The following is a 22,536-nucleotide window of genomic DNA, read 5'->3' as shown; positions in this document are numbered from 1 at the left end:
ACAATGCGGCCAGTTTGGTCGCACTCCGCGGGAAAGACGGAGCGAGCGGAACAGACAGCCAAGCAACCTCGGCACCTTCGGCAGCGGGAGAGGCCACATGTCGCTGTCGGTCTCATCCTCATGCTGCTGGTCGGAATGGTCTCGCCGACATCAGCTCATGCACCGCAGGGTATGCTGTCGTGCGAGACAGAAAAGCAGCCGGTAAACATTCCATCCATGCCACTGGCCCGCGCCATAGAGATATTGAGCCGGCAGACCGGGTGCCCGGTCCTAATCGACCCGATCCTTATGGACGGCAGGACCTCGGCAGCCGTCAAGGGCGCCTATACGCCTCAGGCCGCCCTCCTGCATCTGTTCGGATCCGTGCATATCGACGTCACCGCCACTGTTTCTGGCTTGAGCGTCAGTCCTCTGGATGCGACGGCTCTGACATCGGGTGACACGCGGTCCGGCCTGAGGAGTGCACCATGACTCTTCATACGGACAGGCCGAACAAAATTATGTCGCTTCCGACCGTTCAGATCAGCACAGAACTGGCGGTCCTGCTTGCCCACTATCTCAGCTACGAGGAAAAAGACCGCGGATACGGCGGCCTCATGCATCGGGCGGCTGACCATCTGATTTACCACCTGGTATCTCGCTGGAGAACCGCGCCAGACCCGGAAGCGACGACCCGACCAACGCCGTGGTCCGAAAACTCCTGCCTGTCGCTGACCGCACGCACATGGCCAAGGCCTTGGGCTAGTCGTTGGGAGACCTCGAAAATCAACTGACATTGGCCTTGCCAAAGGCCGTGCGAGATCATGCCAGAATATTGTCCTGTTGTCTGCCATGCTGGCACCGGATGTAAGCCGGAAGGGCCATGAGCCCTTCCAGAGACTGATTCAGTCCGCAGGGGAGTTCGCATCCACATCCGAGGGATCAAGCGGTTCGACCAGTCCTTTTAACTCTGGATCAGTGGAACTGCTCTAAAAGAAAAACCAGACCCAGGGCGTGGGAACTATAACGCAATTCATAGATGGGAAAACGGCTATGGAAGACCTCTCCATGAAACGTTCCTGGCAGAGCAGGGACTGGTCCCACTTCATCAAGCTGTTCAGGGGCCTGACATTCTACGAGCGTTTTGAACAGGCGATCATTCTGACCCTGATTGCGCTCATCATGCTGGTCACCGCCATCGCGACGATTCATCTGATCGGCGCGGTATGGCATCTGGTCGTCGATGTCGGAATCGATCCGATCAACCAGACGATCTTCCAGGCGATTTTTGGCGCGATCTTTACTGTTATCATCGCCCTTGAATTCAAACACTCCCTGCTGGTCGTTCTTGCCCAGCATGAGAACGTCATCCGGGTACGGACCATCGTCCTGATCGCCCTCCTGGCGATTGCCCGCAAATTCATCCTGCTGGATCTGCATGATGTGACTGCCATGGAACTGTTCGCTCTCTCGGCGGCTGTTCTGGCGCTGGGTGCCGTCTACTGGCTGGTCCGCGAGCAGGATGCGCGTGTCGCGCGCGATGCCAGAGAACAGGCGCATCTTGAAGATAATCCTGCGGCCCGCTGTGAGCCTGAACGGTCTTCATCCTGAAGAATCGAAGTAAAGGCGGTCTATAACGCCGCCTTTACTCAATCCCCACTATGTCTCGTGCGATGAGGACGTCTTCTTCGCCGTCTCTGGCCCTGACGGTGCCAGATGATCTGTGTCGATGGGCCGGAACGGCGGAATGGGTTGTCCGGGAGAGTAGACCGGTCCCTTGTAGTTCTGATCCAACTGGCTTGCGTTCAAGCTGTCGACCAGCATATCACCTGTGCCGTCTTCGTAATGAGTGCGAGCCCCGGTTTCGGGGATTGTGGACGTTCCCTCAGTCGCCCTTGCATCGAACGATGTTGCAGTCGTCCGGACAACATCACCAGCATGTGCGCCCGACTGGCTCAGTAGAGACAAGCTCAGAGCAGCGCACGACAGAGATATTTTCATCCTCTTCATGCTCATGACCTTTCGAGATTCTCCCTCGGCCGGATGAATGGCCGGGGGAGAGTTTTCGTCACGCCATCAGGCTGCCTCTTTCCGCGCCTCAATCTGGGGCACGGCTTCCTCCGCACGTGCTGTAGAGGACGTAATCGCGATACGACGCGGCTTCATCGCTTCGGGTATCTCACGTTTCAGAGTAATGGACAGAAGTCCGTTCTCGAAGTGCGCATCGGTGACTTTCATATGCTCGGCCAGATCGAAGCGGCGTTCGAATTCTCTGCCCGCAATACCCCGATGGAGATATTCGGTGGCGCTTTGCGGCTCCGGCGCCTTTCGACCTGTCACGACAAGAGTATTGCGCTCCTGTGTGATCGTAAGGTCGGCCTCGGCAAGTCCGGCAACCGCCATGTCGATCCGGTAATCATCCTCACCGGTCTTGACGATATCGTAAGGCGGCCAGTTATCGACCGCCGGAATCCGGCTGGCGAGATCAAGGGCGTTGAGCATTCTGTCAAAACCCACGCTCGAACGGAACAGGGGAGCAAAATCAACGGTGGCTCTCATAGCCATATCCTCCTTTGAGCAACATGGACACAAGATCAAAACTGATAGTTCTGTCTGCCGACCCCTTCGGCGGCCGGCAGATTCAATCTGGGCACTCCGTGCATGGTGTCAAGAGGTATCAAAAATGCAGAAAGGCAGGTTTGGGCGTCCTCAATCGTTCGCGTGTTCAGAGTGGACCAGAACAATGCCTGATAGTATCGGATGGAAGTTGCTGGCCGTGGCATTCGCCGCGACCATGCTGATTGCCGCTCCGGCGGAGGCCTGGCCGTGGATTTATGCTGGACCACCCATTGTCGTTCCACCACCAGTCCTGGTCGCGCCGCTAGCTGTCAGTTGGGGTGGGCGGTCTCCTTCAGAAGGCTTATCAACCGCCGGTATGGCACATCAATGCCGCAAGGAGGCCTTCCACCCCATCTGACATGTCTTGTTCTATGATACGTTCTCAGAAGGGGCTGCTTTTATGCAGCCGAGCGGAGAATGCACTCGGGTGGGAGGAAACTCCATCAGCTCATGGTGATTGCGGACTGTCCGCTAAGGAGCTTGGCGAATGGGGGCTTGTATGTCCGGGATGAGGGCGACTACAGCCCGTCTGCTCTGTTGTTGATGAGCCGACAGGCTGTTTAGGGGGGGAAGCGGCAGGTCGGCTATGCACGCAGATATGACAAAAGCGGACACGAAACTTTGTGCTGCGATCTGGTTGCGCTTAATTTGTCTACCTTAGAATAAATCTCCGCGCTATGAAGTGACTAGTTTAATGGTCAGGAGATTCGATGTGCAAACTGTGAATTTGGTGGACGCAAAAGCCCACCTCAGTCGTTTGGTCGATCAGGCCATGCAGGGCGAACCCGTTCGCATTATGCGTCGGGGGAAAATCGTCGCACAAATCGACAAAGTCACATGCAAGCGCAAGCCTGTTGATTTGAACGCTCTGCGCTCGCTTACAGCCAATATGACAGTCCAGGCTGTGTCCGCGCGAGAAATGGTACGGGATATGCGAGACGAGGCACGATATTGAGCGTTTATATCGATACGTCCGTTCTGGTTGCCGCGCTGACCAACGAGGCAGAGACAGACCGGATGCAATCATGGCTTTCCAGTCAGGATCCAGACGAATTATTTATAAGTGATTGGGTCGCGACTGAGTTTTCTTCCGCACTTTCAATCAAACTACGGAGCGGTCAGATCAACGTTGCTGACCGTGCAAATGCGTTAGCCCTCTTTACTCGTCTGTCCGCTGAAAGCTTTCAGATTTTGCCCATAACGACACAGCAGTTCAGGGCAGCGGCGCGTTTTTCTGATCAGTATGCGTTAGGGCTGCGTGCAGGTGATGCCTTACACCTTGCCGTCTGCGCCGATCACGGAGCAACGTTATGCACTCTTGATAGACGCCTCGCTGAGGCAGGTCCTAATATAGGCTTAAAAACAAAGCTACTATAATTTGTCAGGAATGGGGGGGTAGCCGGTTGTGTTGGGATAAGAAGCGTAACCAAAGCCATCCCATCAGGGCAGACAGAACAGAGCCAGCAAAGATGCCCATCTTAGCTGGTGTCACAAGATCTGATCCGGAAAATGCCAAGTTTGCGATAAACAGACTAATCGTGAACCCAATGCCGCATAGCAACGAAAGCCCAAACAGCATCCCCGTCGGCGTTTCAGCCGGAAGCGTGGCGATCTTCAGGCGGGTCGAAAGCATTGTTATACCAAAGATGCCGACCGGTTTGCCAACAATCAGTCCTAATATAATCCCGAGCGGAGCAGCCTCCAGCATCATGTCCGGATGAACGCCAGCTAGTGAAACACCCACGTTCATGAAACCGAACAGCGGTAGAACGACCCAGGTAACGAAAGGGGTCAACGCAGAAGATGTCCGATCAAGTGGCGTAGCTTGTCTGGCATCCATTCCTGAGGTGACTGCTGGAAGGCATAGGCCGGTGATGACTCCAGCAAGCGTCGGGTGCAGGCCGGCATCCAGAAGCGCCACCCATAACAGGACGCAACCGATGCCGTAGCTCCAGAGAGTTCTGATCCCAATCCTGTTCGCGCCGACCAATGCGGCAGTCACGATCACGACCGCGATAAGCCCCGGCCAATACAGAGCGCTCCCATAAAATAGGGCGATCACCACAATCCCCAGCACATCGTCGAAAATGGCAAGCGCCATCAGCCAGGCCCTGGCTCCCGGCGAGACATGCCTTCCAAGAGCAAGGATGATTGGCAACGTAAACGCGGCATCCGTTGCAACAGGAACGGCCCAGCCGCGTGTCGCTTCCGGATGATCGCATGTTACCAGCAGATACGTAAGGGCCGGCACGATCATTCCCCCCAACGCTCCGATAAGCGGAAGGGCGATGCTGCGTAGTGATGAGAGGTGCCCGGAAACAATTTCCTTTTTGATTTCGAGAATGACCACCAGAAAGAATAGGGTCATGAGTCCGTCAGAGACCCATGCATCAATGTTTTCTGGCCCCCGCTCTCCCAAGATGGGTAATTTCATGGGCGTTGTTATCAGGGTGCCGTAACCCGACGCCCATGACGAATTCGCCAGGACAAGACCCAACAGGGATGCCAGCAGGAGAACAGACGCCCCACCTGCGGGAGAGGCCAGAAAACGTCGGATATGCGTTGTGGACGGAACAGAAAATTCGCTCATTCCTCTTTGTTGAATGAGGCAGGCTCCCACACAAGCCTGTAGCGATGCGCTACCTTGTCATAATGTTTCTATTAATGCCCGCTTTCCGGATGGCCGTTTAACGCGGCTGATGTTCGGCGTGTAGGCGTAAGCGGACCTGCTGCTTACGCCCTCATCTCGGACATGCAAAGCGCCGTAGAGAATTTCCAAAAGCAGACATGCTTTCTGTATGCCGTCTAACTACCGCTCATACGCCTGACTATGCATCCCATAATCTCTCAGGAATTCTTATCTGCCTCACCCAATGTCTGCGCCGCGACGATCGACCAGTCCTTTTCTCCATGCCCAGCATCAATGGCTTCTCCCATCTGTCCGAAGATCGCAGCCAGCATTGGCAGTTCACGACCGGTCGCAGCACCCGCTTCTGTCGCAAGCCTCAGATCCTTGAGGCCGAGAGCCGCACGGAAGCCGGGTTCGTAAACCCGGTTCGTGATATTCTTCGAGTAGACCTGATAAGATCGACTGCCAAACAGCGTATTTAGGATCAGATCAAAAAATACCTCGCGTGCGACACCATTAGCCTCTGTCAGCACAACTGCCTCCGCCATCGCCTCAATCGCCATGGTAATCATCATATTACACGCAATCTTAGCCGCATGAGCTCCCCAAGGTTTGTCCCCCATCGGCCAAATACGTTTGCTCAAAACCTCGAATACGGGCACGAGCCTGGCCAAATGTGTTGGATCGCCACCCGTCAGGATCTGCAACGCGCCGTCTGCCGCAACATCCGGCCTGCCAAGAACAGGGCTTGCCACAAATGCCACCCCGGCTTGGTTGTGCAGCGCCGTCAGCTCGCGCGAAAACGCGACCGAAATCGTGGACATCATCACATGGATCACACCTGATTTTGCGCGTGACAGCAAATCTGGATCGACGATTACGGAGCGAACAGCCGTATCATCTGACAATATTGTCAGTACGACATCGCCCTCGAAGGCCTTATCCGGTATTTCCAGCGTGGTCACACCTGCAAGCGTGCGGCCCGAGCGAGTCCAAGCGGAAACGTCATGGCCGTTGCGGACCAGATTGGTGGCCATAGCACGACCCATCGCACCGAGGCCGATAAAGGCTATCTTCATGCTAACGCCTCTGTGTTCGGCGCAAGCCATGCCAGTACTGGAGCCAGTGCTTCGTCAGAGTTTTTCTCGTAAATCAAGCCATGTCCGTTGCCGTGCACGCCATAATCCGGCAGGTGCATCAACTCGGCTGAAGCCCCCGCATTATTCAAAAATGCAGCAGTGGGCAGGCTTGCGGCGGCAAAGTCGCTAGCCTCGGCGGTCACGATCAGGATCGGCAATCCGACCAGAGACGGCAGGCGATACGTACCTGGCTCTGCAGCTTGCAGGACCGTTGCATCGCTCACAGGCGGTTCGAACGCCAGTGGCGCGGCAGCAGCGCCCCACGTCATCGGTCCGATGTTGGGAATGGTCGCAAAAGGCGGCCCCATTGGCTCGATCGCAACGATACCCCGCACGAGATCAGGTCTCCGATCAGCGACCAGCCAGCCATCCGGGCCGGAGGCAGAATGCGTCAGCAGGATCGCAGGGCCAATTTTATCCAAAAGGGCTGCGGTCCGGTCGGCATCCATCGTCTGGGAGACGCACAAATCAGCGGGCAATGGCCCATAACCCGCGATAAAATCGTCCATTGCCGACTCGTTATCCGCAGCAAACGGCCATTGTGTATGGCGCGGATTGGTACCAGGGAAATAGATCTGACGGCCGCCTTCATAGGAAAACGGCGGTCCCATTGCCCCGGTGATGTCCGTATGCAGGGGCGAACGCCCGTGCCCCGGCCGGTCGATCACTAGCACTGCATAACCTGCTTCAACCAGACGCTGCGCCCATCCCGCTCGGCCATCGGGCGTATCGAACCATTCCGTCCCCTGAAACCCGCCCCCATGCATCAAAACGATCGGGTAAGGACGTGTAACGTGTTCGGGTGCCTCCCACTCCACATACATCGGTGCACGCTGATAGGTGCGGCCAGATTGGACCACGCGCTCGCCTGGTATCCAGAAATGGCCTCGGCGAATACTGCGTAGCGGTGCATTCGACCATGGGTGATGAAAATTCATATCAGAACCTCAGAGAGGCAATACGCGCAGGCGCAGTGGTTCAAGATTGGTAAAGCGAGGCACATCCGCCATGACGGCCGCAACTTCCCGACTGCTGAATGCGACCTCGATACTGGCTGAATCGGTAAAGCGGCACTCGCAGATCGCGACAGTTTCGGAAGTGTCCTTCGCTGGGTAGAATGCTGCGAGCGACACAAGCCCATAGGCACCAAAGGCATTCCTCACCAGCGGCAGGTGGCGCTCCACATAGTATACCCGGTCGAAACGATCGGCTGGTGTGCCGCGATAGATCACATATAAGACCGCTTCATTCATGCGCCGAACCCGCCGTCAATCGTGTGCATGGCGCCCGTGATCCCACTCGCATGCGGACCTACGAGATAGGCCACCAAGTGTGCCACATCTTCTGCTGTGCCGTGCCGTTTGAGCGCCATCTCGTCATGCATCGCCTGCACGAGGGGACCGTCATGAGGATTCATGTCGGTGTTCGTCGGACCCGGTTGCACCACGTTAACCGTGATATCACGCGCGCCAAAATCTCGTGCCAGACCACGCGCAAGACCCTGCAATGCCGATTTACTCATTCCATAAGCCGTAAGACCTTCGAACGGCATTCTGTCTCCATGCACAGAACCTATCAGGATAATCCGGCCGCCCTCACTCATCTGACGCGCAGCTTCGACGGATGCGAAATAAGGGCCGCGAATATTGACGTCGATCAGATGGTCTACTGCATCCGGCTCCAGCGTTAGCGGGTCGCCTGGCAACAGAAGGGCGGAATTATAGACCAAAACATCAAGCGGCCCTATCTCGCGCAGGAGGGCAATCGTCGCATCGCGGTCTGAAGCGTCGCTGCGGATCGCGTGTGCGCCAGTACGAGCCGCGACTGCCTCCGCAGCTGTCTGCGATCCAGCCCAGGTGAATGACACGTCGTCGCCTTCTGCAGCAAAGCGCGCGACGATCGCCGCCCCAATTCCACGACTGCCGCCGATGACCAGAATTTTGCGTGTTGCCGAAGCCAACATTAGGAGCTCCTTGAATTTGTTGATTGATCGCTACATAATTCATTAAGCACTAACGTCAAGGGTTTTTGAGTGACCGATCATTTATTATCAAAAGGAGCGCGTGGCCGCCCCCGCCGGTTCGATCCAAATGCCGCTCTCATCACCGGGCGCGCATTATTTCACACGCACGGTTATGAAGCGCTTGGTATTGCCGCCATTACCGAGGCACTCGGTATCCGGCCGGCCAGCTTCTATGCTGCGTTTGGGAGCAAGGCCGCCTATTTCGAGCGAATTGCAGAAGCGTATGTGGCCGAAGTTCTGCCGCTGGAGGCCTTCTTTCGTGATGACTGTCCGATTGTCGACAGTATTGCCGAGCTGCTGGGCGAAGCCGCACGCACATACACGACCTGCAGTGATCAAGCAGGGTGCCTGATCCTTGAAGCGTTGCGGGCCGATCGTAGCGGCGAAGGAAGGCGCATCGCTATGCGCGTTGCTCAGATCCGTCGTGAAAAGCTGCAAGCCTTCATCGCCCGCGGGGCACCAGCGGTAGCATTAATCGCAACCGACGTCGTGACGGTGACAATGGCCGGCATGTCGGCTGCTGCGCGAGATGGTGTCAGCTGTGTATGTCTGGAGCAGGTCGCAGCGGTTGCTACGGTCGGCCTACGTTCACTTATCGAGGGAAGCGCGTAGGCAGTTGATCAATAGTGATGATATGGTGATATGTTCGCAATCCCGACTCTACGAACTGATCTCAGGCTGACTTTCATTAAACTGCCTATCTGCTCAGTGATGTAGGAGCAGACAGGCGGCTTACGCCTTCAAAGCGGTCGTTCAGACGGTGTCTGCAACTTCCCAAAATCGGACGCAGCTAAATTTAGGATCTGACAGGCGATGGATTCTGCGTAATGTCGGGCAAACTGTGCATCCCAACCTTGGACTACCGCATTTCTCATTTTCGTCGTGGGCCTTCCTCTCTCTATAGACGGGCGTCGGTCGAAATCCGTGCCGGCAGGGTGAAGACGACATGGAAATACCCGACCGGCAGCAGATCGGCCTCCCGCTCGGCCAGCCATGTCCGCGCGGCGTTCACCTGACAGCGCGGACAGTGACGGTTGCGGCAGCTGTTATAGGCGATCCGCCAGTGTCCGCAGTACCCGCAGGGCGCGACATGCCCACCAGCGGCGCATGTTCCTGATGATATCCGCTTTGCCACCAAACCGGCGCTGGCAACTACGATGATCGGACGTGCGCTGGATGCCGACATATCGTTCGCTTGGGTCGCGGGCGACAGCGTGTATGGTGTCGGCGATTTGGAAATGGCTCTACGCCGCACGGGCAAAGGTTTCGTGCTGGGCGTGAATGCCAACCACTGGTTTTACTCCTGGCGACCTGACGTGATGTGGGTCGCCGAGGCCCGCGAGATTATCAACACCCTGCCTGACGAAGCCTGGGTCCGGTGTTCGGCCGGGCACGGTACCAAGGGCGAGCGATGGTATGACTGGTTGTATTGCCCGATGGCCGATCTCCACGCGTCGGAATATGCTGACACCCTGACCGGAACATGGACCCGAGGCCTGCTGGTCCGCCGCAATCCCGCTGATGGCGATCTGCGCTATTTCATAACCTGGTGCCCCCAGGGGACGCCGCTTGAAACGCTGGCCCGCGTTGAAGGCGCGCGCTGGCGGATCGAGGAAGGCTTTGAGACCGCCAAGAACGAATTTGGCCTTGACCACAACGAGACCCGTTCCTGGCACGGCTGGCACCGCCACGTCTCTCTGGTCATGCTCGCCCACGCCATGATGGCCGCCGTGCGCTCCCAGGCGAACGTCCTTGCGCTCAAAAAAAGACCGCTTCCAACGCGCAAAAGCTTATCCAGTGGTCAATTCAGGAAATCCGTCGCCTCGTCGTGAAAATCACCCAGGCCCAGATCCGGGTCCCGCATATCCTCCGGTGGTCCGTTTTTCGACGAGCCCATCAGGCTCAGGCATTAAAATAAAAACGCAACTGTGTGCTGATCACGGAATTTTCAAGCGTCGTATTATGTTCAATGTCGTATGCAGAGCGAATCGAACATAGGAATGTTATGAAAAACAACTTTTTTGTTACCTCATCTATCTTAATCGCTACGTTCCTTGGCTCTGCAAGCCAGGTATTGGCTGTTGAGCAAAAGCCAGCACTCGAGGACGCAGATGTTTTGAAGATGGCGTCGGCCGCCCGCAAAGCTTTAGCCGAGCAGCACATTAATGGCTGTATCGTTATCGCGGACCCTGATGGCGTTCCTCTCTATGTCGAGCGTCAGGTGAATGCTACTCCCAATTGTCTCTCTGCAGCATTAGGAAAAGCCAAGTCGGCCGCCATTTTCAAGACAGACACCAACGTGTCCTATGAAGGGCTGGTCAAAGGAGAGGTTCACAATCTCGCTGTGCCGGATCTCTCAAGCAACCCAGGTGGTGTTCCGCTCTTCGTCGGCAAAACCGTCGTCGGCTCCATTGCCATAAGCACTCCCGATGGCTCGAAGGATCTCGCAGTCGTCCATGCCGCTGCTAACGCTCTCTGACGCGCTGGAGTTGTCTTTGTATGAGCTCTAACCGTCTTTGGCGCTGCTGCCTCGCTGCCGCTGTAACACTGCTTGCGAGTTCGTCCGCAGCTTACGCTGATAATGCGACCAACACCCAGAGCTCGCCTGCATCTGTGAAAATGACAAACCTGCAGCAGACTATCCCCGGTTTTCTGCAATCGCCCTATGGGGCCCCATCATTCGGTGCACCATATGGGACGACGCACGCCCTCGGAGACTGGGGCGGGATACAGCCTTGGCTTCAAAAGCACGGCGTTTATGTCGCTCTTGCCCTGTACGAAGGGATTTCCGGAAATGTATCAGGAGGTCGCAAGAAAACTTACACCGTTGCAGGTCAGGTTGGCAGCACCGTCGATATCGACTTTCGCAAGCTTTTTGGAACCGGTCAGTGGTCAGATGATTTGTGGCTGCACACCCTCATCGTCAATGGGCACGGAACCAATCTCAGCCGCTCCTTTGGTGATAACGGCAATCAGGTTCAGCAGATCTACGGTGCGCGTGGAAACGTCGTTGCCCATCTCGTCTGGGCATATTTCGAGAAATCCTGGTTCAACCATAAAATCGACCTGGCCACCGGCTGGATCCCGACCGGGACGTTTTTCAACAATGCCCCTTGGGTGTGTAACTTCATGAACGTCTGGATGTGCGGAAACGTCACGCCGACGAAGTACCTCGTAGGCGGGCGGGACTGGCCTTCTGGCAATATCGGTGGGGTGCTGCGCCTGATGCCCAATCCTCATGTTTATGTCATGGGAGGTGTCTTCGCCGTCTCGCCACATTCATATAACGGCGGTATCTCCGGCTGGTCCTAGGGACAATCCAATCTGGGCAAACTTTCAACGGAAGCTGAAATTGGCTGGATTCCTGAATTCGGACACGACAAGCTGATCGGTCACTACAAGGTTGGAGTGATGTACGACAACTCGCGCTACAACAACCTGTATGAGGACATCAACGGGCGGCCATGGGTTGTCACGGGTCTGCCCGCTCGCAAACAAAGCGGTCAGACGTCTGTATGGGTCATGGCAGACCAGATGCTGGTTCGACACGGCGATGGCCCATCCAACGGCCTCGTCTTCGGTGCTCAATACGCCTACGCAGACGGTAAAACCTCACAGATCAACCACCATATCGTCGCGGCGCTTATGGATACAGGGCATCTGTGGGGCCGCCCGGAGGACGGTATCGGCATCGCTTTCCAGTGGGCCCATTTCTCCCGCAGTGCGGTTTTGTCCCAGCAGGCTGCTCTTGCCAACGGTTTGGCGCTGGTCGGTGCCAATTTCGGAACGCCATACGGCATTCAGGGCCATGAGACCATTTATGAAGCGTATTACACCTATCATGTCCGGACCGGTGTCACCCTTCAGGGCGACTTCCAGTACGTCAACCATGTCGGTGGAACGACGGTTTTTAACGACGCTGCTGTACTGAGCAGTGCTTTGAATGTTGCCTTCTAGGGAAGACGGGATGTTGAGGGTGTTAAAGCCTGCGTCACTGTCAGAACGGTATTTCAGAACTTGAGGATCTATCTCTATGCGCTTCACAAAAAAGGGTCTCTCCCGCCGGCAGGTTCTCGCAACCTCGTTGACGCTTCCAGCTCTCGGCAGCCTTCCGGGCTTTGCGCGCGCAGCCGGTCTCGTCACCCTTTCGCAGTTTCATGACCTGTGTGGAACCCTGACAGGAAAGTCAGGACTCAATCTTGAAATTTCCAACAGGATCCTCACAGCCCTGACGGCCCTGGACAGCAGCTTCCCCCAGAAGGTCGGTAGCCTCATCAGCGCCATGAAGACCTATGGTCTGAAGGACATGTCCGATTTCAAGCAGTTTGCTGAGCAGAATGCGAATCAGGCTCCTGTTGCGATGAGCATCATTTCCGCATGGTATCTGGGCTATACGGGCACACCCCTCATGGACGCCACGCCCGCCGTGGGCCATCCTGTCGATGACGCAACCTTCGTCACCTATGTGGGCGCCCTGATGTACGCGCCGACAGCCGACACAACCGTCATCCCAAGTTATTCCCGTGGTCACACCAATTACTGGGTGAACCCACCCGCCAGCCAGAGCGCTGGTTGATTGCTGATTTCAGGTAGGTAGAATCATGACCACTCAATACGATGCAGACGTGATTGTCGTCGGCTCAGGCGCAGTTGGCAGCAACGCAGCCTATGAACTTCTCAAACAGGGCAAGTCTGTCATTGTCCTGGAATCCGGCAGGTGGATCCCGCGTTGGAAAATCGTTGAGAACTTTCGTTCGTCTCCGCGGAAAGGCAACCATAACGACCCCTACCCGAACCAACCCTGGGCGCCGACATCTTTCTCACCCGATTATATTGAGAACACAGGTAGCTTTAAATTCCTTCCCGGAATGCTCCGCCTGGTCGGTGGTACAACCTGGCACTGGGCAGCGGCCACCTGGCGCTTCCTGCCCAACGATATGAAGCTCAGGACCCTTTATGGTGTCGGGCGCGACTGGCCTATTTCCTATGATGAACTGGAGCCTTATTACGGACGCGCCGAGTTCAATCTTGGTGTGGCCGGCAGCGACACGCAGGATCAGTCCGGGCAGGGCGGAGCAGGCCAGTTTCCACACCGCTCCACACCGTATCCAGTGCCTCCCGAAGCGGAAACCTACTACTTCCAGCGCATTAAGGCCCGCCTGGCTCCGGAAGGGTTCAACTTCATCCATGAGCCCAACGCACGCACCAATCAGCCCTGGGATGGTCGCCCTGGCTGCTCAGGCAACAACAACTGCATGCCCGTCTGTCCCATCGGGGCCATGTATTCCGGCGATGTCCATGCTAAGCACGTCGTAAAAATGGGCGGCAAAGTTATCGAGGACGCCACGGTCTATAAGCTCGAGAAGGGCTCGGACGGCAAAATTGTCGCAGCGCACTACAGAACGTCCGATCACAAAGACATCCGCCTGACTGCACGGTATTTCATCATCGCTGCAAACGGCCTGGAGACCCCAAAACTTTTGCTCATGTCTGATGTTGCCAACTCGTCCGACCAGGTCGGGCGCAACATTATGGACCATACTGGCATGGGGCTGCAGTTCCTGGCAGACGAACCGCTGTGGCCAGGTCGCGGGCAGGTTCAGCAAGGTGGCATCTTCAACTGGCGTGATGGTGAGTTTCGTCGTGAACACTCTGCCATCAAACATGCCTTGACCAACACCGTGCCAAACAGAGCCATCACACAGCATCTTCTGTCCCAGGGTATCGTGGGACCTGAACTCGATGAAAAAATCAAGGACTGGGCGGCACGTTGGGTGGATATCTCCTCGGTGTTCGAACTGCTTCCAAACCCTGAAAACCGCATTCAGCCCTCGGCGACCCGCAAGGACGCGCTGGGGATTCCGACCATGACCGTCCACTACAACACCGATGATTACATTGAGCGCGGAGCTGTCAAAGCCAAGGCAGATTACGCAAAGTTCGTTCAGACGATGGGTGGTACAGTTATTAACGACAATACCGGCTGGCAGAACCGTGACCACATCATGGGAACCGTCATTATGGGTAATGATGCCAAGACCTCGGTGGTCGACAAGGACTGCCGGGCCTGGGACCATAGTAACCTGTTCATGGCGACAACTGGCGTCATCCCGGCTTGCGGTGTCGTCAACCCGACCTTGACAGGCGTAGCCTTCGCCATTCGCGCTGCCGATATTATCGCCAAGGAAGTCTGAGTCATGACACGTTCTCTCATCGCTGGTCTTGGCCTTCTCACCCTTGCCGCCATCCCGCATTTCGCGATGGCTCAGGATGGCACTGACGATTTCATTAAAAAGGGAGCTTACATTGCCCGCGCGGCAGATTGTATGGCCTGCCACACCAATCCGGGTGGCAAAGATTATGGTGGCGGTTACGTCATTTCTTCACCGCTGGGGGACATCATTGCCTCCAACATCTCGCCTTCAAAAACCTACGGTATTGGCAACTGGACCGAAGGCCAGTTTGCTCAAGCCGTTCGTGAAGGCGTCGCCCCTGAAGGTAATCTTTACCCGGCGATGCCCTATACCTCATATTCCGGTATCAGTGATGCTGACATTCACGCGTTATATGTGTATTTTATGCAAGGTACCGCGCCTGTCGATGAGGCCCCGGTCAAGAAAACGAACCTTCCCTTTCCATTTTCCCAGCGCTGGTTGATGGCGGGATGGAACGTGCTGTATGCGAGCGGAAAGCCCATGCCCGCCGCAACCACACAAGAGGGGGGCGCCAAGCGCGGTGAGTATCTGGTCAACGTGTTGGCTCATTGTTCGACTTGTCACACACCGCGTAACATTGCCATGTCTGAAGACCAGAGCCGCTTTCTCGGCGGTGCGGACCTCGGGGGGTGGCACGCACCAAATATCACCTCGGATCCTGTCAGTGGCATTGGCGGATGGAGTGACGAAGACATCAAGTCCTATCTGCGTGACGGCAGTGCTCATGGCAAAAGCCAGGCGGCAGGAGGCATGGCAGAAGCGGTCGAACACAGTCTGCGTCACCTCACTGATTCTGACCTGACCTCGATTGTCGAGTACCTGCGTACCGTCAAGCCTGTTCGGGACCCGAACCAGAAAGCTCCGGGCTTCAGCTTCAGCACGCCAAAGCTCGCAGACCTCGCAAAGCTTGACGCACCGATCGACCGCAGCCCTGATGCGATGACACTGGGAACAAGCACCAATGGTGCGGAATTGTACACCGGTGCGTGCGCCTCGTGCCATCAGTTGAACGGGCAGGGGACACATGACCAGTTCTATCCTTCACTGACCTCGAACACCATTGTCGGTGGTCCAACGTCTCAGAACCTGGTTATGGCCATCCTCAAAGGCGTGGACCGTGCCACCAACAACGGAACCGTTGCGATGCCAGCCTTCGAAGGCCAGTTGAACAACGAGCAGGTTGCCGCTGTTGCAAACTATGTTCTCTCCAGATTTGGGAATGACGCCTTGCATGTCAGCGCTAGCGATGTCGAACTGCTCAAACGTGGCGGCCCCAAGCCCTTTATAGCACGCTACGCTCATAGCATGAGTGTTGCAGGAATAGCTGCTGCAGGATTGTTTGTTTTGATTATCATTTTTCTTCTAGCTCGCCGCAAAGTGGCAACGCGCTAAGGGACGAAGCTGGAGGGACCGAAGAACCGTTGGGTTGATGTGTCTTGTTTCTGATTCGCGGCTTTGGACGTTCTGATTGACGGTTCTTTTTGACGTACCCCGTTTTTTATGGCTTTGGGTTGATGGGATGACAAGTATCTCGTGGGCGTGCCCCCGAGATACTTGTCTGGCAACCTGATCCGGTGTTCTGCCACCCAGTTGGAAATGGGGGCGCACCGTATTGTAGTCTTTCCCGCCAGTCAGCCAGAGCCTGTCGGGCATGGCTGAGAGACGTGAACAGCGTCTCGTTGTGGCATTCATCCTTCAACCGGCCGTTGAAACTTTCGACAAAACTGCTCTGTTGCGGTGTCCCGGGGGCGATATAATGCCATTCAACCTTCATCTCATCCGCCCATTTCAGGATGGCATGGGATGTGAACTCCGTACCGTTGTCACTGACAATCATGAGGGTTTGCCATATCTTTCCACCAGGGCCGTCAGTTCCCGCGCCACACGTCCACCTGATAATGATACCGAAGGCTGTTCTGATTCAGTCCTTGGACGGAGGGTCGGGTATGGCTAGAGCGATTGCTTTACGGACGGATTATACGGCTGATGCGCTTCGGTGGCTGGCCGCTCGTACACGGGATGCGAATGTTGCAAGGCGCCTTTTGTCTCTGGCTGCGGTGCGTGAGGGTAGCAGTCGAGGCGAAGCGGCGCGGATCGGTGGCATGGACCGGCAAACCCTGCGGGACTGGGTGCTCCGGTTCAATGCTGCAGGCCCAGCCGGCCTGCGGTATCAATGGTGCAATGCCTCTGTCTGCCGCCTGACGGCGGACCAGCAGGCGGAGCTCTCGGCATTGATCGTCGCCGGACCTGATCGTAACCGAGGCTGTGTGGTCCGTTGGCGCAGTATTGATCTGAAGCGGGTGATTGAGAAGCGTTTCGGTGTTTCATATCACAATCGCCAACGCTATCCTCAAAACTGGAGTGCCATGGCGCATTAGCTCCGCCGCTTAAACACAGTTGCTAGAGACTGAATCAGCAAACGGTCTGATCGACTTCCGCAGAACTTCAGCAGATATCCTCGCTCATATTGCAGCCGCTTTGTTCCACGCGCTCATCCGCCGGGATAGAGTCTTCGGCACGATGGCTCCCATTCAGGCGATACGGTCAAACATAGATGAATAAATTCAAATAATTTTATCTGGACGCTGTCCACATGGTGAATGAACTATTTCAATAGTTCCTCTTCACGAGGCTCTTTTGAAATACTTTTCATAATGAGCCTCGTAAGGCGCTGCGCGAATTCAGCATCAAGTTTGCCTCCCAGAAGAAGGTGATACCAAAATGCACCATGAAACGCGGCGACCGCCATTTCCACATCGGCATCTTCCAGGATTTCTCCGTTTGCAATGCCGTCACGAAAAATGGTGGCGACGATTTCCGCTCTTGGCTCAACAAAACCGGCCCGGAAACTCTTTAGAAATTCGGGATCGTCCTGCGCGGACGCAATCAGGTTCCTGATCGCAGGTCCATCCTGCTGCAAGTTCCTGAACACGTTGACCAGAAAATGCAGCAACCGCTTCTCGGCGCGGCCGTCCGATAGAACGTCCGCATCACCAGCGCTTTCCAGGAACGCGGCCAGAACGAGTTCAGCCTTACTCGGCCATCGGCGATAGAGCGTCTGCCTGCCAACACCAGCCTCTGTTGCAATCATCTGGATGCTGACACCGCAATATCCGTGTTGCAGGACGAGCTGCCGGGCTGCCGCCAACAGGCTTGGCCCAACTTTATTATCGCGCGGGCGCCCCGGAGAGCGAGTAGAGGTTGTCATTTTCGTCATTGCGGTACGCCGGTCTCGTATATATTATGATACCTTGGTCTCGTATTTAGATTGCCCAAACAGGAAATGTCCATGTTAAAGCGAAGGGGCGTCTTTGCTCTGCTCTGTGTCGCATGTCTGACGATCATGGTCGGCTGCGTTATCGTACCTGGCCTGCCCGGCATCGCGACGGCTCTCGGTCTCTCCCAGGAAGCAAGCTGGCTGGTCACCTTGCCCTCACTCGGCGTAGTGATCTTTGGCCCCTTTGCCGGCCACCTGATTACACGCCTTGGCTCTCGCCAGGCCTTGCGTATTGGCCTCGCTCTGTACGGAGCGCTCGGGCTGGCATGTATATGGCTGAGCAACGCAGTATTGATCTTTTCTGACCGGCTTTTGCTCGGGGGAGCAACAGCGATCGTGATGGCTTCGGGCACAGGGCTTTTATCCGATTTTTTTGAGGGACACGCGCGGCTCAAGATGATCGCACTCCAGGGCATGGCCATTGAACTGGGAGGCGTTATCTTCCTGTCTCTGGGAGGACTCCTCGCCAGTATGGGATGGCAATGGCCGTTTTCGCTCTATCTGATGAGTTGGGTCTTTCTCGTCCTCGTCGAACTGTTCGTACCGTATCCGCCAGTCAAACCCGTTGCGTCACCCCAAACAGAAGCAGATCGAGGTTCTGTTCTGGGCAAACTGGCGCGAATATATATAGCCGCTCTCCTCTCCATGACCGTGTTCTTCACAGCGATCATCTCCTTGCCCAGACGGCTGGAAGGCATTCACTTCTCCGAGGCGCAAACAGGGTATTTTCTGTCATTCGTCTCTCTTGTCGCTGTAGGAGCAGCGTGGTTTCTCCCAAAAATCTGTCGGCGTATCGGGGAGCAAAACACTTTGCGGGCGGGCTTTCTGGCCTATGCAGCCGCCCATGCACTTTTTGCTTCCATGATGACGGCAGTCCCGATGATTGGCGCTGCAATCATGCTCGGGACCGGTTTCGGACTGACAGTTCCCCTCGTCAATCACCTGACGATCGAACGCACCCACTCTGTCGAACGCGGCTCAGCACTTGCCTACCTGTCTGTTGCCATTTTTATGGGGCAATTCCTGTCATCGTTTTTGGAATATCTCCCTGGCAATATAAGTTCTGCCTTCATAGCCGCCATTATTCTGGCTTTGGGCGGCGTTGCTGTCTCTGGTCGGCCATCGTTGTAAGAAACTGACCAACCTGCGGCGTTTTGCGACACCATCAACTATCCGTCGATCGGGTCTTCGTTCTCTTCAGATCCCAATGATCTGCGATACACCCCATTCAAACCCCTGCGCAGCAGCTCCTGCTGCTCAGCCGACCCGTCGACGGGCAGAAGGGTGCGCCTGGCAATCATCCAGCGACCTTTGTGCCGTTCAAGCTCCCAACGGTTCACGACCACGCGGTGAATGCGGTATCCCGTCGAGGCCCCATGATTTGGCAGTTCGCGTCGATGACCTTCATGGTCAAGATGAATAATCATGAGGTAGGATGTGACAATCGCGACGTCACCCCGCAGATCGATAAGCGGCAGACCAGTAAAATGGGCAAGGCCGCCTAGCAACTGTGTTTAAGCGGCGGAGCTAATGCGCCATGGCACTCCAGTTTTGAGGATAGCGTTGGCGATTGTGATGAGGCGCCGTGCGATAGCGACGATCACTAGTTTATGTGGTTTACCCCGCTCTTTCATGCGCTTGGCAACAGCTTTCAGAACTGGATTATGGCAGGCAGCTGCCAATCCTGCCTGGAACAGCACGTGGCGGAGAGATCTTCTTCCCCCTGAAATGACCCGTTTCCCACGCATCGCGCCACTATCATGAGCCATTGGCGCAAGTCCGGTCATGGCAGCGGCTTCTGTCGCTGTCATGGGGCCGAGCTTTGGCATTTCTGCGAGAAGCATGGCGACTGATACCGGGCCCATACCAGGAATGAAACGGAGAGGCTCTGCTATGGCGGAGAGTTCTTCTGCCTTTGCGATAACGCTTTTCAATCCGTTGTTCAAGCTCGCTGATCTGGCTTTCGAGAAATGCTTTGAGACTGCTGTCCATCTCCTCCAGTTCAGCGCTCACACCTTGCTTGCGGCGCGCCGAAATCTGGGCAGAAAGCCGTTTACGTGCCTCCACCATCTGAGCTCTGCGCACCGTCAGTGCCCGCAGAAACTGGAGCTTCTCATCCGGCAGTGTTCGTCCTGCTTCTGGACGAAAAGCCATAAAGCGCGCAATCAATTCCGCATCGATCTGATCGGTTTTCGCGCGTTTCCCCATGGCGAGTGCGAAAGCTTTGATCTGTGCTGGAGGCAACTGGACGGCATTGAGTCCCATACTGATGAGAACACGCCAGAGTGCCCATTCCTGTCCACCGGTGGCTTCAAATCCAACCGTGAGACCGTCCGGCATACTCTGAAGAGTTTCCAGTAATCTGGCATGGCCATCAGGTGAATTCTGAAAACGAAATCTCTGCTTTTCTGGCAGGCAAAAGCCATCAAGCCAGTCTCGAGACACATCTACTCCAATGACCGTTTCCGAAGACATATCACTCTCTCTCTTTCTTATGTTCGCGGTCCCGGAACCGGGCCGCCGTCAACTGTTCGAGACGGTGAAGAGAGGCGAGATCAGCCTGCTAGAAAACGTGGTCAGGCTACCAGGTGTTAAGCGCTGTATCTCACCTCATGAACGACCCTGGCCAGGGTCGTTCATGAGGCCATCATAACAGGCTGGAAACACATAAGGTGTTTAGTCCCGGGGTTTGATGGTGTGGTATTTTCACGCGAGTGGAAGGAAGCCTTATGGGACAGATACGTCATGGCAGCGCCACGACCACGCACGCCGTGCGAGCAGCAATACAGCGATCGCAGGCTTCGCTCGCGACGCTGAGCAAGAAGTTCGGGGTCAACCCGAAAACAGTTGCAAAGTGGCGGAAGCGTCAAACGGTTGAGGATCAGAAGACAGGTCCCAAAGAGCCGCGATCCACAGTTCTGTCCGAGACGGACGAAGCAATGATCGTGGCGTTTCGCCGGCATACGTTGCTGCCGCTGGATGACTGCCTTTATGCCCTGCAGGCCAGCATTCCCCATCTGACACGCTCGGCCCTGCATCGCTGCCTGCAGCGCCACGGAATATCCCGGCTTCCGGATATCGAGGGAGACAAGCCCAGACGACAACGTTTCAAACGCTATCCCATCGGCTTTTTTCACATCGATATTGCCGAGGTCCAGACTGCTGAAGGCAAGCTGTATCTCTTCGTCGCCATCGATCGGACCAGCAAGTTCGCTGTCACACAACTCGTCGGGAAAGCCGATCGGAAGACCGCCTGGGAATTCCTCGAATATCTCCTGAGCATCATTCCTTACCGGATCCATACCATTCTGACCGATAACGGCATCCAGTTCGCTGATCAGCCCCGTAACCGCAATACGGCCTGGTCTCGCCCCATGCGCTTCGACATGATCTGCGAAGCTCACGGGATCGAACATCGTCTGACGAAACCCAATCATCCCTGGACGAACGGTCAGGTTGAGCGGATGAACCGGACAATCAAGGAAGCAACCGTCAAACGCTTCCATAATCCAACCCATCAAACCACGGGACTAAACACCTAGATGATTTGGAGAGTCTTAAGTAATCAATTTTTCGTTTGAAGCGAAGGAGACTAATCAACGATGTCTGCTTGTTTGTAATAGGATCTAAAAGCAGACCTTTCGCTTCCCCCCCCCAAAGCCGCTGCACAACCGATAAAGGATTGTGGGTCTATGCGGGGGTGTAATTCCTCACGCCCGGAATGGCAGAGGCGATGAAACCATCTTTTCCAGAGTTGTTTTTGTCCGAGGACAAGGGCTCCAAATCAGCACATAGGAAGAGCATTTTAGAGACGATTTCATGCATACTACCCTATGTCCGATAATAGAAATTAACGGACATAGGGGGTGGGGAGGGGTCTATTTTTTGGAAAATTTGTACAGACCTGCCAGCTAAGACTAAAGCTTTAATTTTTTTTGCATTCGTATCAGTGGAACGTTCACTCCATCCCCTGTGGCTTCAACTCTTTCTAAAGGGTAATAACCGGAGGCGATGTAGAGGGGTTCTCCACTGAGAGTGGCCATGAGCTCAGCAGTTCTGAAACCATGATCTGCTGCAGCTTGTTCGCACTGCTTCAAAATAAGACTGCCGATCCCTTTTCGCGTGAACGCGGGGTCGGTGTACATTGCCCTGATCCTCGCAGGGTCTCGTTCAGGATTGAGTAGAATAGGATCACGAAGATCGCTGCTGTGATCACCTCCGTAAAGCGTTGCGCGCTTACTCCATCCTCCGCATCCCGCTAAAACCCCGTCATATTCGGCTATGAGATAGGATCCGTCTTGAACCAATTGGGTATCCAGACCCATGACGGCGTGACTGGCGATGATTTGCTCAGGAGTGAGAAATCCTACCTGTAATGCGTCGATAGATCTGTTGATGAGATTTTTTAACGCAGGAAGATCGCTGCTCGTAGCCCAACGTGTTCGAATCTTTCCTGCAGCGTAAGTCGTCATAATGGTCCTAAACTGGTCTCAGCCGAGCATTCATGGCTCGAACCTCATCAAAAATCTATTTTCTAAAACGTAGCTCTAAAGAAAAAAACCTATCAATCGGATGCATATCCTGCGGTGCTGAGGCAGACTACCGTCGGCTCATGAGAGATATCGTTGATTTTTCTATAGACCGTATCCTGTAGG

Annotated in this window: 24 protein-coding genes and 6 pseudogenes; 16 read left to right on the top strand and 14 right to left on the bottom strand. The window is 55.4% G+C overall.

What is annotated here, in order from left to right; translation table 11 throughout:
- Positions 1-120: 120 nt before the first annotated feature.
- The 3 genes from JK208_RS15910 to JK208_RS12955 all read left to right on the top strand — a co-directional run bounded on the left by JK208_RS15910 (position 121) and on the right by JK208_RS12955 (position 1,590).
- A complete protein-coding gene (locus JK208_RS15910; RefSeq protein ID WP_235993401.1) occupies positions 121-471 on the top strand; it encodes a hypothetical protein in 351 nt (116 codons plus the stop codon).
- A complete protein-coding gene (locus JK208_RS12960; RefSeq protein WP_233142707.1) occupies positions 468-773 on the top strand; it encodes a hypothetical protein in 306 nt (101 codons plus the stop codon). The genes JK208_RS15910 and JK208_RS12960 overlap by 4 nt, the downstream gene beginning before the upstream one ends.
- Positions 774-1,032: 259 nt before the next feature.
- Positions 1,033-1,590: a phosphate-starvation-inducible PsiE family protein gene (locus tag JK208_RS12955; RefSeq protein ID WP_077804077.1), complete on the top strand. Its 558-nt coding sequence runs from the start codon at positions 1,033-1,035 to the stop codon at positions 1,588-1,590.
- Between the two features lie 48 nt (positions 1,591-1,638).
- Here the strand turns inward: JK208_RS12955 and JK208_RS12950 are convergent, their stop codons facing one another.
- Both JK208_RS12950 and JK208_RS12945 read right to left on the bottom strand, forming a co-directional pair.
- Positions 1,639-1,980 carry a hypothetical protein gene (locus JK208_RS12950; protein WP_099287170.1) on the bottom strand — a complete coding sequence of 114 codons (342 nt, stop codon included), beginning with the start codon at positions 1,978-1,980 and terminating at the stop codon, positions 1,639-1,641.
- Between the two features lie 75 nt (positions 1,981-2,055).
- Positions 2,056-2,538, bottom strand: coding sequence for an Hsp20 family protein (locus JK208_RS12945; RefSeq protein ID WP_077804079.1), 483 nt, complete (start codon positions 2,536-2,538; stop codon positions 2,056-2,058).
- A gap of 184 nt (positions 2,539-2,722) precedes the next feature.
- On the opposite strand from JK208_RS12945, the gene JK208_RS12940 reads away from it, so the two are divergent.
- From JK208_RS12940 to JK208_RS12930, 3 genes are all read left to right on the top strand, one after another.
- Positions 2,723-2,956, top strand: coding sequence for a hypothetical protein (locus JK208_RS12940; protein WP_167383471.1), 234 nt, complete (start codon positions 2,723-2,725; stop codon positions 2,954-2,956).
- A 354-nt stretch (positions 2,957-3,310) separates the two neighbouring features.
- A complete protein-coding gene (locus JK208_RS12935; RefSeq protein WP_077804080.1) occupies positions 3,311-3,553 on the top strand; it encodes a type II toxin-antitoxin system Phd/YefM family antitoxin in 243 nt (80 codons plus the stop codon).
- Complete coding sequence (locus tag JK208_RS12930; RefSeq protein WP_077804081.1) at positions 3,550-3,975, top strand: type II toxin-antitoxin system VapC family toxin; 426 nt, start codon at positions 3,550-3,552, stop codon at positions 3,973-3,975. The genes JK208_RS12935 and JK208_RS12930 overlap by 4 nt, the downstream gene beginning before the upstream one ends.
- Positions 3,976-3,979: 4 nt before the next feature.
- Here the strand turns inward: JK208_RS12930 and nhaA are convergent, their stop codons facing one another.
- The 5 genes from nhaA to bdcA form a co-directional block, all read right to left on the bottom strand.
- Positions 3,980-5,188: a Na+/H+ antiporter NhaA gene (nhaA, locus tag JK208_RS12925; protein ID WP_077804082.1), complete on the bottom strand. Its 1,209-nt coding sequence runs from the start codon at positions 5,186-5,188 to the stop codon at positions 3,980-3,982.
- Positions 5,189-5,445: 257 nt separating this feature from the next.
- Positions 5,446-6,306 (bottom strand): NAD(P)-dependent oxidoreductase, encoded by an 861-nt coding sequence (locus JK208_RS12920; RefSeq protein ID WP_077804083.1) that lies wholly within the window; start codon positions 6,304-6,306, stop codon positions 5,446-5,448.
- Positions 6,303-7,226, bottom strand: a complete 924-nt coding sequence (locus JK208_RS12915) for an alpha/beta hydrolase (protein WP_198945561.1) — start codon at positions 7,224-7,226, stop codon at positions 6,303-6,305. The genes JK208_RS12920 and JK208_RS12915 overlap by 4 nt, the downstream gene beginning before the upstream one ends.
- An 87-nt stretch (positions 7,227-7,313) precedes the next feature.
- Complete coding sequence (locus JK208_RS12910) at positions 7,314-7,619, bottom strand: EthD family reductase (RefSeq protein ID WP_077804085.1); 306 nt, start codon at positions 7,617-7,619, stop codon at positions 7,314-7,316.
- Positions 7,616-8,329, bottom strand: a complete 714-nt coding sequence (gene bdcA / locus JK208_RS12905; RefSeq protein WP_077804086.1) for an SDR family oxidoreductase — start codon at positions 8,327-8,329, stop codon at positions 7,616-7,618. Before bdcA ends, JK208_RS12910 begins: the two co-directional genes overlap by 4 nt.
- Positions 8,330-8,398: 69 nt before the next feature.
- On the opposite strand from bdcA, the gene JK208_RS12900 reads away from it, so the two are divergent.
- Positions 8,399-9,001 (top strand): TetR/AcrR family transcriptional regulator, encoded by a 603-nt coding sequence (locus JK208_RS12900; RefSeq protein ID WP_077804087.1) that lies wholly within the window; start codon positions 8,399-8,401, stop codon positions 8,999-9,001.
- A gap of 304 nt (positions 9,002-9,305) precedes the next feature.
- Here the strand turns inward: JK208_RS12900 and JK208_RS12895 are convergent.
- Positions 9,306-9,500: pseudogene (locus JK208_RS12895) on the bottom strand (transposase zinc-binding domain-containing protein); the annotation flags it as partial.
- On the opposite strand from JK208_RS12895, the pseudogene JK208_RS12890 reads away from it, so the two are divergent.
- From JK208_RS12890 to JK208_RS12865, 6 genes and pseudogenes are all read left to right on the top strand, one after another.
- Positions 9,490-10,221, top strand: a pseudogene (locus JK208_RS12890) (IS701 family transposase); the annotation flags it as partial. The pseudogenes JK208_RS12895 and JK208_RS12890 overlap by 11 nt on opposite strands.
- Positions 10,222-10,394: 173 nt before the next feature.
- Positions 10,395-10,868: a heme-binding protein gene (locus JK208_RS12885; RefSeq protein WP_158093574.1), complete on the top strand. Its 474-nt coding sequence runs from the start codon at positions 10,395-10,397 to the stop codon at positions 10,866-10,868.
- 20 nt (positions 10,869-10,888) lie between these two features.
- Positions 10,889-12,346 (top strand): annotated as a pseudogene (locus tag JK208_RS12880) (carbohydrate porin).
- Positions 12,347-12,422: 76 nt separating this feature from the next.
- Positions 12,423-12,965 (top strand): sugar dehydrogenase complex small subunit, encoded by a 543-nt coding sequence (locus JK208_RS12875; RefSeq protein ID WP_077804089.1) that lies wholly within the window; start codon positions 12,423-12,425, stop codon positions 12,963-12,965.
- 25 nt (positions 12,966-12,990) lie between these two features.
- Positions 12,991-14,583, top strand: a complete 1,593-nt coding sequence (locus JK208_RS12870; RefSeq protein WP_077804090.1) for a GMC family oxidoreductase — start codon at positions 12,991-12,993, stop codon at positions 14,581-14,583.
- 3 nt (positions 14,584-14,586) lie between these two features.
- Positions 14,587-15,996, top strand: a complete 1,410-nt coding sequence (locus tag JK208_RS12865) for a cytochrome c (protein WP_077804091.1) — start codon at positions 14,587-14,589, stop codon at positions 15,994-15,996.
- A gap of 156 nt (positions 15,997-16,152) precedes the next feature.
- Here the strand turns inward: JK208_RS12865 and JK208_RS12860 are convergent.
- Positions 16,153-16,506: pseudogene (locus JK208_RS12860) on the bottom strand (integrase core domain-containing protein); the annotation flags it as partial.
- A 44-nt stretch (positions 16,507-16,550) separates the two neighbouring features.
- On the opposite strand from JK208_RS12860, the pseudogene JK208_RS12855 reads away from it, so the two are divergent.
- Positions 16,551-16,943: pseudogene (locus JK208_RS12855) on the top strand (transposase); the annotation flags it as partial.
- 266 nt (positions 16,944-17,209) lie between these two features.
- On the opposite strand, the gene JK208_RS12850 reads toward JK208_RS12855, so the two are convergent.
- The gene (locus tag JK208_RS12850) at positions 17,210-17,812 is read right to left on the bottom strand and encodes a TetR/AcrR family transcriptional regulator (RefSeq protein WP_159264462.1); all 603 of its coding nucleotides are present in this window, start codon (positions 17,810-17,812) and stop codon (positions 17,210-17,212) included.
- Between the two features lie 75 nt (positions 17,813-17,887).
- On the opposite strand from JK208_RS12850, the gene JK208_RS12845 reads away from it, so the two are divergent.
- Entirely contained in the window at positions 17,888-19,012 is a 1,125-nt protein-coding gene (locus JK208_RS12845; protein WP_077804095.1) for an MFS transporter, read from the top strand.
- Between the two features lie 38 nt (positions 19,013-19,050).
- On the opposite strand, the gene JK208_RS12840 is transcribed toward JK208_RS12845, so the two are convergent.
- From JK208_RS12840 to JK208_RS12835, 3 genes are read right to left on the bottom strand one after another with little or no spacing between them, the layout of a single operon-like run.
- Positions 19,051-19,389 (bottom strand): nuclear transport factor 2 family protein, encoded by a 339-nt coding sequence (locus JK208_RS12840; RefSeq protein WP_077804096.1) that lies wholly within the window; start codon positions 19,387-19,389, stop codon positions 19,051-19,053.
- A 6-nt stretch (positions 19,390-19,395) separates the two neighbouring features.
- The gene (locus JK208_RS15905; RefSeq protein WP_235993399.1) at positions 19,396-19,710 is read right to left on the bottom strand and encodes a transposase; all 315 of its coding nucleotides are present in this window, start codon (positions 19,708-19,710) and stop codon (positions 19,396-19,398) included.
- Positions 19,640-20,356, bottom strand: a complete 717-nt coding sequence (locus JK208_RS12835) for a transposase (protein WP_235993398.1) — start codon at positions 20,354-20,356, stop codon at positions 19,640-19,642. The genes JK208_RS15905 and JK208_RS12835 overlap by 71 nt, the downstream gene beginning before the upstream one ends.
- A gap of 254 nt (positions 20,357-20,610) precedes the next feature.
- Here JK208_RS12835 and JK208_RS12830 point away from each other — a divergent pair.
- A pseudogene (locus JK208_RS12830) lies at positions 20,611-21,399 on the top strand (IS481 family transposase); the annotation flags it as partial.
- 399 nt (positions 21,400-21,798) lie between these two features.
- Here JK208_RS12830 and JK208_RS12825 read toward each other — a convergent pair.
- Positions 21,799-22,353 (bottom strand): GNAT family N-acetyltransferase, encoded by a 555-nt coding sequence (locus tag JK208_RS12825; RefSeq protein ID WP_077804097.1) that lies wholly within the window; start codon positions 22,351-22,353, stop codon positions 21,799-21,801.
- Positions 22,354-22,536 lie beyond the last annotated feature (183 nt).

Source organism: Gluconobacter sp. Dm-74 (assembly GCF_018256135.1).
Taxonomy (GTDB): domain Bacteria; phylum Pseudomonadota; class Alphaproteobacteria; order Acetobacterales; family Acetobacteraceae; genus Gluconobacter; species Gluconobacter cadivus.
Note: the sequence above shows the minus strand (reverse complement) of the source record. Positions and strands in the feature narration are given on the sequence as shown.

Coding starts and splice junctions, on each gene's coding strand:
- JK208_RS12845 (WP_077804095.1), top strand. CDS start 17,888: ATGTCCATGTTAAAGCGAAGGGGCGTCTTTGCTCTGCTCTGTGTCGCA.
- JK208_RS12865 (WP_077804091.1), top strand. CDS start 14,587: ATGACACGTTCTCTCATCGCTGGTCTTGGCCTTCTCACCCTTGCCGCC.
- JK208_RS12940 (WP_167383471.1), top strand. CDS start 2,723: ATGCCTGATAGTATCGGATGGAAGTTGCTGGCCGTGGCATTCGCCGCG.
- JK208_RS12955 (WP_077804077.1), top strand. CDS start 1,033: ATGGAAGACCTCTCCATGAAACGTTCCTGGCAGAGCAGGGACTGGTCC.
- JK208_RS12850 (WP_159264462.1), bottom strand. CDS start 17,812: ATGACAACCTCTACTCGCTCTCCGGGGCGCCCGCGCGATAATAAAGTT.
- JK208_RS12870 (WP_077804090.1), top strand. CDS start 12,991: ATGACCACTCAATACGATGCAGACGTGATTGTCGTCGGCTCAGGCGCA.
- JK208_RS12885 (WP_158093574.1), top strand. CDS start 10,395: ATGAAAAACAACTTTTTTGTTACCTCATCTATCTTAATCGCTACGTTC.
- bdcA (WP_077804086.1), bottom strand. CDS start 8,329: ATGTTGGCTTCGGCAACACGCAAAATTCTGGTCATCGGCGGCAGTCGT.
- JK208_RS12920 (WP_077804083.1), bottom strand. CDS start 6,306: ATGAAGATAGCCTTTATCGGCCTCGGTGCGATGGGTCGTGCTATGGCC.
- JK208_RS12960 (WP_233142707.1), top strand. CDS start 468: ATGACTCTTCATACGGACAGGCCGAACAAAATTATGTCGCTTCCGACC.
- JK208_RS15905 (WP_235993399.1), bottom strand. CDS start 19,710: ATGCCAAAGCTCGGCCCCATGACAGCGACAGAAGCCGCTGCCATGACC.
- JK208_RS12825 (WP_077804097.1), bottom strand. CDS start 22,353: ATGACGACTTACGCTGCAGGAAAGATTCGAACACGTTGGGCTACGAGC.
- nhaA (WP_077804082.1), bottom strand. CDS start 5,188: ATGAGCGAATTTTCTGTTCCGTCCACAACGCATATCCGACGTTTTCTG.
- JK208_RS12875 (WP_077804089.1), top strand. CDS start 12,423: ATGCGCTTCACAAAAAAGGGTCTCTCCCGCCGGCAGGTTCTCGCAACC.
- JK208_RS15910 (WP_235993401.1), top strand. CDS start 121: ATGCTGCTGGTCGGAATGGTCTCGCCGACATCAGCTCATGCACCGCAG.
- JK208_RS12950 (WP_099287170.1), bottom strand. CDS start 1,980: ATGAAAATATCTCTGTCGTGCGCTGCTCTGAGCTTGTCTCTACTGAGC.
- JK208_RS12910 (WP_077804085.1), bottom strand. CDS start 7,619: ATGAATGAAGCGGTCTTATATGTGATCTATCGCGGCACACCAGCCGAT.
- JK208_RS12945 (WP_077804079.1), bottom strand. CDS start 2,538: ATGAGAGCCACCGTTGATTTTGCTCCCCTGTTCCGTTCGAGCGTGGGT.
- JK208_RS12835 (WP_235993398.1), bottom strand. CDS start 20,356: ATGTCTTCGGAAACGGTCATTGGAGTAGATGTGTCTCGAGACTGGCTT.